Consider the following 11,770-nt stretch of genomic DNA (forward strand, 5'->3'; position numbering starts at 1 on the left):
GCTCGGCGCCGACGCGCCGCCCCGGGACGGCTGCTCGGGGTTCACCGCGTCCAGCCGCCCGATCCGTTGGAGGGCCGCGGCGAGCCTGGTGACGTCGGTGCACCCGGAGCGGGACCGGACGTCAGCGGCTTCTTCAGAATCTTGAAGCGATCGGGATCGAGCCCGTGGCTCGCCGGCAGCGCCGAGAACTCGTCGGCTCCGCCGGGCTCGTCGGCGCGGCCCGTGGCCCCCGCCATGGTGGCGCCGCGCCAGCGCTCCAGCACCGCGGCGACGAAGGCCTGGTCGTAGCCGGTCGTGGGGTCGACCTTGGCGCTGCCCAGCGCCTCGCTGCGCGGCAGGAGATGCGACGGCACCTCGCGGAACCGCAGGCGCGTCGGCAGCGCGACGCCTTCGCCGAACGCCAGCACCTCGCGGGTGCCGAGCGACGGCACGAAGGCGAGCAGATTGGCGGCCGCGTCCGACACGGCCGATCGCAGCAGCGCCTGGTCGCGGTCGTTCGCCATCCGCATGGCGAACAAGGTCGAGCACTGCGAGATGATGGTCGGGTCGAGCTCGGCCGGACGCTGCGTCACCAGGCCGAGATAGACGCCGTACTTGCGGCCCTCCTTGGCGATGCGAGACACCGCCTTGCGGGTCGGGCCGAAGCCGACGGAGCGATCGGCCGAGGCGTAGCGATGCGCCTCCTCGCAGACGAACAGCAGCGGCACGGCGCCGTCGCTCCACAGGCCGAAGTCGAACGCCATCCGGCACAGCACCGAGACCAGCGAATCGACCACCTCGGCCGGGAAGCCGGCGAGCTGCATGATGGTCATCGGCCGGCCGTTCGGCGGCAGCCGGAACAGCGTCGAGATCACGTCGATCATGGTGTCGCCGCCCACATTCGCGTTCTCGAACATGAAGGCGTAGCGCGGATCGTTGGCGACCGATTCGATGCGCTGGATCAGCTTGTGATAGACGATCCGCGACGAGCGGTTCTCCAGCTTGCCCATGCGCTCGTCGATCAGGGCGATCAGGTCGGCGAGCCGGTACGGCACCGGCGTATCGGGCGTGAATCCGGTACTGCGAGGGTCGAGGCGCTTGAGCGTCGGCCGGTCCGGGCCGCCCTGGCGGTACTGCAGGTAGTTCACCTTGGCGATCGGAATCACCTCGGAGAGGATCTCGGTCTCCTCGCCGATGCCGGGCCGGCCGCCGAAGAAGACGTCGACGATCTCTTCGAAGTTGAACAGCCAGAACGGCAGCTTGAGATTGCGCGGATTGAGCGTCTGGGCCTGATCCGGAAAGCAGCGGCCGTACTCGTTGTGCACGTCGAGCAGGAAAACCCGGAGATCCGGGCGCTTCGCCAGCGTCTGCTGCAGGATCAGCGCGACGCCGCTCGATTTTCCGACTCCGGTCGAGCCGAGCACGGCGAAATGCTTGCTCAGCATGTCGTCGACGTCGATGCAGGCCGGGATCGCGTGGTCCTGCTGCAGATGGCCGATGTCGACCGTGTTGCCGCCCGTGATGTCGTACACCACGCGGAGCGCGTCGCGGTCGATCAGCGAGACGGTGTCGCCGATGGTCGGATAATGATTGATGCCCCGGCGGAAGCGCAGGCGGTCGTGCTCGTCGGCCACGATCTCGCCCATGAGGTCGAGCTGTGCCGCGGCGACGACGTCCTGGTCGTGGACGTAGGTCCGGGTCAGCCGGGTCACGCTGGTGACGACGCCGATCAGCACGGCCGGTCCGCTGGCGATCGTCATGAACGCCCCGACGGTGGCGCGCGTCGTGCCGGTCATGTGCTCGCACAGCCCGACCGTCGCCTGCGAGCCGTGGACCGAGACGACATGGCCGAGGCCGTCGCTGCCCGAATCGGGGCACTGCATGGTGGGGTGACTCTCCGGAACCGGGCCGCAACCGGAGCGGCCGTCGTGCCGAAGACACTACCAAGAGGTCGGCTGACGTTCCGTTAACGCGGTGGTTGCATGGCACCTTCCGGCCGCCATCGAGACCGGGGGTCAGAACGGCCAGTGCAGTCCGGAGCGGGTAGGGGGCTGGACCGCCGGGGCGGCGGTCGGAGCGGGCTGCCGCCGCGGCTTCCGGGTCGGCTCGCGGGCCGGCTCGCCGGAGGGGCGGGGCGTGGTGATCCAGCCGAACTTCCGCATCGCCGCCTCGGCGGCGCGCTCGCCGGACAGCCAGGCGCCACCCACCGTGCCCCACTGGGTCTCGTGCACGGCCTCGCCGGCGAACCAGATGCGGTCGCGCACCGGCTCGGTCAGGGCGGCGCGCGAGCCTTGGCCGCCGATGCTGGCGGCCGAGGCGGCGCCCATCACCCAAGGATCCTGGTTCCACCGCGTCGCGTGCGTGCGGCGGACCGCCTTTCTGATGTCGCTGCCGTAGAGCTTGGCGAGCCACTCCTGGGCGTAGTCGACCATGGCGGCCTCGCCCTGCGCGGCGAGGTCGCGGCCGAGCTTGCCGCCGAGCTGGATCATGCAGAGCGGGGTGCCGGACACGTTGGCCAGCATCGCGGCGGTCCGGGCGCTGTCGGCCTTCTCGAAGATCAGGTCGTCGGCCTGCGGCCCGAGCGGCTGGCCGGCGAGCTCCAGCACCACATGATCCTGGCTGCCCAGGGAGAGGCGCGAGAAGGCGTCGAGCTGGCGCTTGGGCAGCTCGGGATCGAACCTGATCTTGCCGGCCGCCATCACGTTGGTGGAGGCCGTGATGATGGCGCCGCGAGCCACGATGGTGCCGCGCGTCGTCTCGACCTCGACCTTGCCGCGCACCCAGGTGTTGATCCGGGTCGCCGGGGTCGAGAGCCGCACCGCGAGGCCGCCGGCGAGGCGCCCCAGCAGGGCGCCGAGGCCCTCGCGGCAGTAGGCCGGGCTGTCGCGCTCCGCCGCCTTGGAGACGTCGACGGCCGAGAGCTCGCGCAGATCCTTGCCGTAGGGCAGCGGGCCGAGCATGAACTCGACCGTGTTGCGCCATTCGAGCAGATCCTTGGGCAGGGCCTGCAGGCAGGAGACGTCGGCCTTGCCGCGGGCCGCCTCGATGATGGCGCGGTTGGTGCGCACCATCACGGAGAGGAAGTCCTCGAGCTCGCCCTCCCGCGCATAGCGCCGGCCGATCCGCACCTTCTGGCCGGGCGGGGCCGCGTAGACGTCGAGCCCGGTGCCGGGCCCGAGCTTCGCCACCGGGTTGACGTCGGCGCCGTAGAGCCAGTGGGCGCCGCGATCGAACGGCATGCCGAAAATCTTGGTGTCGGTGGCGCAGCGTCCGCCGATCCGGTCGCTGGCCTCGACCACGACACAGCGGCGGTTCGCCGCAGCGATCCGCCTCGCCGCGGCGATGCCGGCGGCGCCGGCCCCGATCACCACGATGTCGACCTCGCCCGAGCCCTGCGCCAGCGCGCCGCCCGGCAGGGCGAGCGCGGCGGCCGCGGCGAGAAAGCGTCGGCGGTCGATCGGCAGCATCGGGGTGGCCTCCCTCGGAACCCAACTTGCCTCAAGGGGGCCCGCGCCGCAAACCCCGATGTGGACGACGCGTCGTCGCGCGGCGCTGCCGGCCCGCTCTTGCCGCGGCGCCGCCGGGCCTCTACCTCAGAGCGGCCGCCTTTGGCGGCGATGGATCAGATCGTGGGCCGCAAGCGCGCGCCTCGAGGAGTCCCGATGCTGCGTGCCGCCTCCCTGGCCATTGCTCAGATGACGTCGCCGCCGTTCCGCTCGGTGCTGCTCAAGTCGGCCGGGCTGGCGCTCCTGCTGCTCGCCGTCCTGGTGGTCGGGCTCTATCAGCTCGTCGCCTGGCTGGGCGGCGAAGGCGGCGTCTGGATGGAGACGACGCTCGGGCCGGCCGCGCACAATCCGCTCTCGGTGCTGGGCTGGATCCTCGCCATCGCGCTCGGCGCCGGGCTGTTCGCCGGGGCGATCTTCCTGATGCCGGCCGTCACCTCGCTGGTCGCCAGCTTCTTCGCCGACGACATCGCGGCCGAGGTCGAGCGCGTCCACTATCCGGAGGATCCGCCCGGCATCGCGCCGCCGCTCTTCTATTCCATCGTCGAGGGCATCAAGACGGCGCTGCTGGCGCTCGGCATCTATCTGTGCGCCGCGCCGTTCCTGCTGATCGGCGGGCTCGGTGCCGTCGCCTTCTTCCTCGCCACCGCCTATCTGCTCGGCCGCGAGTACTTCCTGATCGCGGCGGTCCGTCAGCAGCCGATCCGCGACGCCAAGGCGATGTGGCGCGAGAACCGCACCCGCATCGTCGGCGGCGGGCTGTTCATCGCCGCCTTCGTGCTGATCCCGATCGTCAATTTCGCGACGCCGCTGTTCGCCACCGCCTTCATGGTGCATCTCCACAAGCGGATCGCGGCCGAGCGGCGGCGGCTGGAGGCCGACCCGTCGGGCTTTCCGGGCCCGCCGCATGGACACGTGGATTCGCGCTTCTGAGCGTCACCCGGCCGGCGCGACCAGGGTCGTCTTCTCGGGCCAGCGGCAGATGTCGCCGATCGGGCAGACCGGGCAGCGCGGCCGCAGCGCCGTGCAGACGTAGCGGCCGTGCAGGATCAGCCAATGATGCGCATGCAGCCGGTAGGGCTTCGGCACCACGGCTTCGAGGCGCGTCTCGACCTCGAGCGGCGTCTTGCCGGGGGCGAGGCCGGTGCGGTTGCCGACCCGGAAGATGTGGGTGTCGACCGCCATGGTCTCCTGCCCATAGGCGATGTTGAGCACCACATTGGCGGTCTTGCGGCCGACGCCCGGGAGCTTTTCCAGCGCCTCGCGGGTCGACGGCACGATGCCGCCGTGCTCGGCGACGAGCTGCTGCGACAGCGCGATGACGTTCTTGGCCTTGGTGTTGAACAGGCCGATGGTCTTGATGAAGTCGCGGACCTTCGCCTCGCCGAGCGCGATCATCGCCTCGGGCGTGTCGGCGGCCGCGAACAGGCCGCGGGTCGCCTTGTTGACGCCGGCGTCGGTCGCCTGGGCGGACAGCACCACGGCGACCAGCAGCGTGAACGGGTTGATGTGCTCGAGCTCGCCCTTGGGCTCGGGGTTTTTCTCCCGGAAGCGGCGGAAGACCTCCTCGATCTCGGCCGGGGTGAGGAGCCTCGGCTCGACCGGGCCTTTGGCCGCGCGCTTGCCCGGCCGGGCGGCAGCCGCGCCGCCCCTCTTGACCGCGGGCTTCGGCTTGCGGCTTCCTTTGTCCCCGCCGGTGGCCGGCTTGCGGATCATCGTCGCGTCACCCGTGTTGTCGTCACGACCCGGCCCGAATCCTCGATGGACCCGAACCCCCGTCGGTGCCCATGACTGCCCTGTTCAACGAGCCGACCCTGTTCTCGGCGGTCGTGACCCCGCACCGTTCGCTCGGCCGGGCCGGCGTCCGGATCGTGATCCTGATCCTGGCCGCGGCCGGAGCCGTGCTGGGAACTGCCTTCGTCCTGGCCGGTGCGTGGCCCGTGACGGGCTTTCTAGGGCTCGACGTCGCCCTCGTCTATTGGGCGTTCCGGGTCAACAACCGGAGTGCCGTCGCCCACGAGCACGTGCTGGTAACGCCGTCGCTCCTCACGGTGCGGCGGGTCGACCACACCGGCGCGATCGCCGAATGGACGCTCAACCCGGTCTGGGTGCGGCTCGACCGCGAGACCGACCCGGATTTCGGGCTGCTGCGCCTCGCGCTGGTGTCGCACGGCCGCCGCGTGGTGGTAGGCTACTGGCTGTCGCCGGCCGAGCGCGAGGACTTCGCCCGGGCTCTGGCGGCGGCGATCGGGGAGGCGAAGCGGGGGCCGACGCGGGCGCCCGCCGCCTTTCTCGGAAATCGGGTGGATCCCTCCGAACCCGGTCCCTAAGCTCGCATCATGAGCACCATGACCCTGACCGATCCGGTGGAGATCCTGCCCGCGCGTCGCACGGATCAGGCTCCCCTCCTGCGCGCCGCCGACGATTACGACCGGGTTCGCCGAGCGATCGCCTACATGACCGAGCATTGGCGGGCCCAGCCCGACATGGAGGCGGTGGCGCGCGCCGCCGATCTCACCACGGACGGCCTCACGGCGCTGTTCCGCCGCTGGGCCGGCCTGACGCCCAAGGCCTTCCTGCAAGCGCTCACCCTCGACCATGCGCGAAAGCTGCTGCGCGAGTCGGCGAGTGTGCTGGATGCCGCCTACGAGGTCGGCCTGTCCGGCCCGGGCCGGCTGCACGACCTGTTCGTCACCCACGAGGCGATGTCGCCGGGCGAATGGAAGGCCGGCGGCGCCGGCCTGGTGCTGCATTGGGGCTTCCATCCTTCGCCCTTCGGGATCGCCCTGGTGATGGCGACGAGCCGCGGCCTGTGCGGCATCGCCTTCGCCGATGCGGGGCAGGAGGACGGGGCGCTGGCCGACATGCAGGGCCGCTGGCCGAACGCCACCTATGTGCGCGACCAGCCCGGCACGGCGCCGCTGGCCCGCCGGGTGTTCGACCCGGCCGCCTGGCGGGCCGACCGGCCGCTGCGCATCGTGCTGATCGGCACCGATTTCGAGGTTCGGGTGTGGGAGGCGCTGCTGCGCGTGCCGCTCGGCCGGGTGACCACCTATTCGGACATCGCCGGCACGGTGTGCTCGCCCAAGGCGGCGCGGGCGGTCGGCGCCGCGGTCGGCAAGAACCCGGTGTGCTTCGTGGTGCCGTGTCACCGGGTGATCGGCAAGAGCGGCGCCCTCACGGGGTACCACTGGGGCCTCACCCGCAAGCGCGCCATGATCGGCTGGGAGTCCGGCCAGCGCGGCGACTGAGCTTTCCCGCCGGGCGGGCGAGCCTTCGCTCGTCCCGGCCGAGGCGCTCCGCTCGGCACCTGTCCGACAGTGTACACGTGCCGTCCGGCCTCCGGTCCCGCGCGCCTCGGTATTCCCTCACCGGCCGTTGACGGCGGCGGTGGGGCGTCCCATTAGTCGGTGCGCCGCGCCGGCCGCAGCGGGTTTCGCGCGCGGGCAGGGAGATCACCGACATGCAGACGCGTCGTCCCGTCATGCTGGTCATTCTGGACGGGTGGGGTTGGCGCGAGGACGCCGCCGACAACGCCGTCCGGCAGGCGAACACCCCGACCTTCGACAGGCTGTGGGCGACGTGCCCGCACGCCTTCCTGCGCACCTCCGGCAAGGATGTCGGCCTGCCCGACGGGCAGATGGGCAATTCCGAGGTCGGCCATCTCAACATCGGCGCCGGCCGGGTCGTCATGCAGGACCTGCCGCGCATCAGCGACGCCATCGCGACCGGGGAGATCGAGAAGCTGCCGGCGCTGGTCGGCCTGATCGACAGGCTGCGCGAGACCGGCGGCACCTGCCACCTGATCGGCCTCGTCTCGCCTGGCGGCGTCCACTCGCACCAGGATCAGGGCGCCGCCGTCGCCGGCATCCTGGCGCTCGCCGGCATCCCGACCGTCGCGCATGTCCTCACCGACGGCCGCGACACGCCGCCCCGCTCGGGCGCCGACTACGTGGCGAAGTTCGTCGCCGACCTGCCGCCGACCGTGCCGGTCGCCACCGTCTGCGGCCGCTACTTCGCGATGGACCGCGACAAGCGCTGGGACCGGGTCGGCAAGGCGTACGACGCGATCGCCGAGGCGGTCGGGGCCCGTTTCGACGACGCGGCCGACGCCATCGCGGCGTCCTATGCGGCCAATGTGGGCGACGAGTTCATCGTCCCGACCGTGATCGGCGACTACGCCGGGATGAAGGACGGCGACGGGATTCTCTGCTTCAACTTCCGGGCCGACCGGGTGCGCGAAATCTTGGGCGCGCTGCTCGACCCCGCCTTCGACGGCTTCGCCCGTCCGCGCGTCATAAAGTTCGCGACGGCGGTCGGCATGACCCAGTACAGCGAGGCGCTCGACGTCTTCATGGGGACGATCTTCGCGCCCGACAGCCTGGCCAACGGCCTCGGGCAGGTGACGGCCGACGCCGGCCGCACCCAGCTCCGCATGGCCGAGACGGAAAAGTACCCGCACGTCACCTATTTCCTCAACGGCGGCGAGGAGAAGCAGTTTCCGGGCGAGGACCGCATCATGGTCCCGTCGCCCAAGGTGGCGACCTACGACCTGCAGCCCGAGATGTCGGCGCCGGAGCTGACCGACAAGGCCGTCGCGGCGATCCGGTCCGGCAAGTACGACCTGATCGTGCTGAACTTCGCCAATCCGGACATGGTCGGCCACACCGGGATCTTGTCGGCCGCCATCAAGGCGGTGGAGACGGCGGACACCGGGCTGGGCCGCATCGTCGAGGCCATCCGGGAGATGGGCGGCGCCGTGCTGGTCACCGCCGACCACGGCAATTGCGAGCTGATGCGCGATCCGGTGACGGGTGGGCCGCACACGGCGCACACCACCAACCCGGTGCCCGTGATGCTGTTCGGCAGCGACGCCAAGAGCCTCGCCGACGGCCGGCTCGCCGACCTGGCGCCGACGCTGCTCGCGCTCATGGAGCTGCCGCAGCCCAAGGAGATGACCGGCAAGTCGCTGATGCGCTGATGCGCTGATGCGCTGACGCGCCGATCCGCCACGAGCGCCGACCGGACCGCCGCCTCCAGGGCGGCGGTGTCGTTTCGGGGCGACCGATCCGATGCGCAGCCGGCCTGTCGCCACCCGCCGAGCCGCCGCGGACCATCGAAGATCAGCGACAGGTGATCTCGAGGGTCCGCACGCGGACCCGACAGTCGTGACGACACGACGGCCGCGGTGGCGACCGAGCAATCGGTCGACGCCGCTCAGCTCCGCACGAGGCGCTTGTCGCGGCGGCGATCGACCGGCTGGTACGCGATCCGCGCATGGTAGCCGCAATAGGGCAGCCCTTCGGAGGTGCGGCCGCCGCAGAAGAAGAAGTCCTGCGAACCGGGGTCGCCCACCGGCCAGCGGCACTTGCCTTCGTTGAGCTCGAGCAGCGTGCAGCGCTGGCCCATCGGCACCACGGTGGCGACCGCATCGACCTCCTGCTCGTACTCGACCTCGTAGACGGGGGCCCGCGCCAATGCCGTGTTGCCACGCATCGCCGGCCGCGTGACGCGCAGCATCGGGGCCGCCGCCCGAGGCTTACGCTGCCGCGGAACCGCCGCCGCGGGGCTCTTGGCGCGTCCGGACAGGCCCAGCCGATGGACCTTCCCGATCACAGCATTGCGGGTGATCCCACCGAGCTCGACGGCGATCTGACTCGCGGAGAGACCGTCGTTCCAAAGCTTCTTGAGTAGTTCCACGCGCTCGTCGGTCCACATATGTTCCTCTTGGCCCCGCAACGAGCGAACAACCTCTCAGAATCCACCAACGCCGCCGGGGGTGCCTCTCCACCGGCGGGTACGCAGAACAGCAGTGAAACTTAGAGATCAGTCCGCCGCACGAGATATCGTATGTCAGCGAATAAAACGCTACTATATCGCGCGAGTCCCGCGCAAGAGTCCCCAGTATTGCATCCACAATTCATGGCCGTTTCGAGTCCGTACGTGAGATGACGTATGGAACCCGCGCGGTTGACAGCGCGGCGCCCCGTCCTAAAATGACCGCAGCGTGCCGCCCCTGGAGGCGGCACGATTCATTTCATGAGCCGCGAGAAGAAGTTCGGCCATGTCGCACCTGATGCCGACCTATGCACGCGCCGACCTCGCCTTCGAGCGGGGTGAAGGCGCCTGGCTCGTCTCGACGACGGGCGAACGCTATCTGGACTGCCACTGCGGCGTCGCCGTGAACGCGCTCGGCCACGCCCACCCGGCTCTGGTCGAGGCGCTGCGGGCGCAGGCCGAGAAGGTGTGGCACGTCTCCAACCTGTTCCGCGTCCCCGCCGCCGAGCGCCTCGCCGCGCGCCTGTGCGAGGCGAGCTTCGCGGACATGGTGTTCTTCTGCAATTCCGGCGCCGAGGCCATGGAAGGCGCCATCAAGGTGGCGCGCAAGTACCACGCCGCCAACGGCCAGCCCGAGCGCGTGCGCATCATCACGTTCGAAGGCGCGTTCCACGGCCGCACCCTGGCGACGCTGGCGGCCGGCGGCCAGAAGAAGTACCTCGAAGGCTTCGGCCCGCCGGTCGAGGGCTTCGACCAGGTCCCCTACGGCGACCTCGACGCGGTCGAGAAGGCGATCGGGCCCGAGACGGCCGCGATCCTGGTCGAGGCCGTGCAGGGCGAGGGCGGCGTCCGGGTCGGCACGCCGCAGTTTCTCCGCGGGCTCCGCGATCTGTGCGACGCGCATGGCCTGATGCTGGTGTTCGACGAGGTGCAGACCGGCATGGGCCGCACCGGAACGCTGTTCGCCCATCAGGGCGTCGGCGTCACGCCCGACGTGATGGGCCTCGCCAAGGCGCTCGGCGGCGGCTTTCCGATCGGCGCCGTGCTGTGCACGGCCGAGGCTGGCAAGGGCATGACGCCCGGCACCCACGGCTCGACCTTCGGCGGCAATCCGCTCGCCGTGGCGGCCGGCAACGCCGTGCTCGACGTGATGCTGGCCGACGGCTTCCTGGAGGCCGCCCAGCGCAGGGGCCTGCTGCTCAAGCAACGTCTCGCCGAGGTCAGCGACCGGCATCCGGCCGTGTTCCGCGAGGTGCGCGGCGCCGGCCTGCTGCTCGGCCTCGCCTGCGTGGTGCCCAACGACCGGGTGATCGCCGCGTTCCGCGACGAGAAGCTGCTCGCCGTGGCGGCCGGCGACAATGTCGTGCGGATTCTGCCTCCGCTGATCGTCGACGAGACCGAGATCGCGGAAGCCGTGACCAGGATCGACCGGGCTGCGACCCGTCTCGAGCGCGCCGCCGGGGCTGCGCAGGGGGCCGCGCCAAAACTCGAAGGACTGAAAGGGTGAGTGGAGTTCGGCATTTCCTCGACCTGATCGACATCCCGGCCGCCGAGCTGCGCCGGATGCTCGATGCCAGCCTAGCCATGAAGGCCGCCCAGAAGACCAACGGCCACGCCGCGCCGCTCGCCGGCAAGATGCTGGCCATGATCTTCGACCGGCCGTCGACCCGCACCCGGGTGTCGTTCGACGTGGCGATGCGCCAGCTCGGCGGCCAGACCATCGTGCTCAACGGCAGCGAGCTGCAGCTCGGCCGCGGCGAGACCATCGCCGACACCGCCAAGGTGATGTCGCGCTACGTCGACGCCATCATGATCCGCACGCTCGACCATGCCCGCGTCGAGGAGCTGGCGCGCGAGGCGACCGTGCCGGTCATCAACGGCCTCACCAAGCTGTCGCATCCCTGCCAGGTGATGGCCGACGTGATGACGTTCGAGGAGCATCGCGGCCCGATCGGCGGACGTCGGATCGCCTGGACGGGTGACGCCTCCAACGTGCTGACCTCGTGGATGCACGCCGCCGAGCGCTTCGCCTTCGAGCTCGCCATCGCCACCCCGCCCGAGCTCGCCCCCAAGCCGGCCCTGGTCGACTGGGTGAAGGCCTCGGGCGCCGCGATCCGGATCGGCACCGATCCGGAGGAGGCGGTCGCCGGCGCCGACTGCGTGCTCACCGACATGTGGGTGTCGATGGGCGACGAGGACGGCGCCCGCCGCCACAACCTCCTCAAGCCCTACCAGGTCAACGAGCGGCTGATGGCCAAGGCCGCGCCCGGCGCCGTGTTCATGCACTGCCTGCCCGCCCATCGCGGCGAGGAGGTGACGGCCGGCGTCATGGACGGACCCCAGTCGGTGGTGTTCGACGAGGCCGAGAACCGCCTGCACGCCCAGAAGGGCATCCTGGCCTGGTGCTTCCAAGCCGCCGCTCAGTGACTATCTAGGGCAGACACGCCGCCCCGGGCGGAACGCAACCCAGGCGGAGTGCAGCCGCTTTGTCCGCGCCGGCGCGCCCCGCC

Annotated in this window: 10 protein-coding genes; 6 read left to right on the top strand and 4 right to left on the bottom strand. The window is 70.8% G+C overall.

Features of this window, described 5'->3' with window-relative positions; all coding sequences use genetic code 11:
* Positions 1-41 precede the first annotated feature (41 nt).
* Positions 42-1,862 carry an ATP-binding protein gene (locus tag CH341_RS05290; RefSeq protein WP_111417989.1) on the bottom strand — a complete coding sequence of 607 codons (1,821 nt, stop codon included), beginning with the start codon at positions 1,860-1,862 and terminating at the stop codon, positions 42-44.
* Between the two features lie 132 nt (positions 1,863-1,994).
* Positions 1,995-3,443 carry a flavin monoamine oxidase family protein gene (locus CH341_RS05295; protein WP_111418011.1) on the bottom strand — a complete coding sequence of 483 codons (1,449 nt, stop codon included), beginning with the start codon at positions 3,441-3,443 and terminating at the stop codon, positions 1,995-1,997.
* Between the two features lie 198 nt (positions 3,444-3,641).
* On the opposite strand from CH341_RS05295, the gene CH341_RS05300 reads away from it, so the two are divergent.
* Positions 3,642-4,415 (top strand): sulfate transporter family protein, encoded by a 774-nt coding sequence (locus tag CH341_RS05300; protein WP_111417990.1) that lies wholly within the window; start codon positions 3,642-3,644, stop codon positions 4,413-4,415.
* Positions 4,416-4,418: 3 nt separating this feature from the next.
* Here the strand turns inward: CH341_RS05300 and nth are convergent, their stop codons facing one another.
* A complete protein-coding gene (gene nth, locus CH341_RS05305) occupies positions 4,419-5,198 on the bottom strand; it encodes an endonuclease III (RefSeq protein WP_111417991.1) in 780 nt (259 codons plus the stop codon).
* A 71-nt stretch (positions 5,199-5,269) separates the two neighbouring features.
* Here nth and CH341_RS05310 point away from each other — a divergent pair, with 71 nt between their 5' ends.
* The 3 genes from CH341_RS05310 (at position 5,270) to gpmI (ending at position 8,463) form a co-directional block, all read left to right on the top strand.
* Complete coding sequence (locus CH341_RS05310) at positions 5,270-5,812, top strand: DUF2244 domain-containing protein (protein WP_111417992.1); 543 nt, start codon at positions 5,270-5,272, stop codon at positions 5,810-5,812.
* An 18-nt stretch (positions 5,813-5,830) separates the two neighbouring features.
* Complete coding sequence (locus tag CH341_RS05315) at positions 5,831-6,733, top strand: bifunctional helix-turn-helix domain-containing protein/methylated-DNA--[protein]-cysteine S-methyltransferase (RefSeq protein WP_111418012.1); 903 nt, start codon at positions 5,831-5,833, stop codon at positions 6,731-6,733.
* A 212-nt stretch (positions 6,734-6,945) separates the two neighbouring features.
* On the top strand, positions 6,946-8,463 hold the full coding sequence (gene gpmI, locus CH341_RS05320) for a 2,3-bisphosphoglycerate-independent phosphoglycerate mutase (RefSeq protein WP_111417993.1): 1,518 nt from the start codon (positions 6,946-6,948) through the stop codon (positions 8,461-8,463).
* A 236-nt stretch (positions 8,464-8,699) separates the two neighbouring features.
* On the opposite strand, the gene CH341_RS05325 is transcribed toward gpmI, so the two are convergent.
* Positions 8,700-9,200: a GcrA family cell cycle regulator gene (locus CH341_RS05325; RefSeq protein WP_111417994.1), complete on the bottom strand. Its 501-nt coding sequence runs from the start codon at positions 9,198-9,200 to the stop codon at positions 8,700-8,702.
* 346 nt (positions 9,201-9,546) lie between these two features.
* Here CH341_RS05325 and CH341_RS05330 point away from each other — a divergent pair, with 346 nt between their 5' ends.
* Together CH341_RS05330 and argF are read left to right on the top strand one after the other, a co-directional pair.
* Positions 9,547-10,767: an aspartate aminotransferase family protein gene (locus CH341_RS05330; RefSeq protein ID WP_111417995.1), complete on the top strand. Its 1,221-nt coding sequence runs from the start codon at positions 9,547-9,549 to the stop codon at positions 10,765-10,767.
* Positions 10,764-11,687 (top strand): ornithine carbamoyltransferase, encoded by a 924-nt coding sequence (gene argF / locus CH341_RS05335; RefSeq protein WP_111417996.1) that lies wholly within the window; start codon positions 10,764-10,766, stop codon positions 11,685-11,687. Before CH341_RS05330 ends, argF begins: the two co-directional genes overlap by 4 nt.
* Positions 11,688-11,770 lie beyond the last annotated feature (83 nt).

Source organism: Rhodoplanes roseus (assembly GCF_003258865.1).
GTDB classification, from domain to species: domain Bacteria; phylum Pseudomonadota; class Alphaproteobacteria; order Rhizobiales; family Xanthobacteraceae; genus Rhodoplanes; species Rhodoplanes roseus.

What these genes read in the sequence shown, in the direction of transcription:
- CH341_RS05290 (WP_111417989.1), bottom strand. Translation starts at nt 1,862, where the DNA reads ATGCAGTGCCCCGATTCGGGCAGCGACGGCCTCGGCCATGTCGTCTCG.
- CH341_RS05300 (WP_111417990.1), top strand. Translation starts at nt 3,642, where the DNA reads ATGCTGCGTGCCGCCTCCCTGGCCATTGCTCAGATGACGTCGCCGCCG.
- nth (WP_111417991.1), bottom strand. Translation starts at nt 5,198, where the DNA reads ATGATCCGCAAGCCGGCCACCGGCGGGGACAAAGGAAGCCGCAAGCCG.
- CH341_RS05310 (WP_111417992.1), top strand. Translation starts at nt 5,270, where the DNA reads ATGACTGCCCTGTTCAACGAGCCGACCCTGTTCTCGGCGGTCGTGACC.
- CH341_RS05315 (WP_111418012.1), top strand. Translation starts at nt 5,831, where the DNA reads ATGACCCTGACCGATCCGGTGGAGATCCTGCCCGCGCGTCGCACGGAT.
- gpmI (WP_111417993.1), top strand. Translation starts at nt 6,946, where the DNA reads ATGCAGACGCGTCGTCCCGTCATGCTGGTCATTCTGGACGGGTGGGGT.
- CH341_RS05325 (WP_111417994.1), bottom strand. Translation starts at nt 9,200, where the DNA reads ATGTGGACCGACGAGCGCGTGGAACTACTCAAGAAGCTTTGGAACGAC.
- CH341_RS05330 (WP_111417995.1), top strand. Translation starts at nt 9,547, where the DNA reads ATGTCGCACCTGATGCCGACCTATGCACGCGCCGACCTCGCCTTCGAG.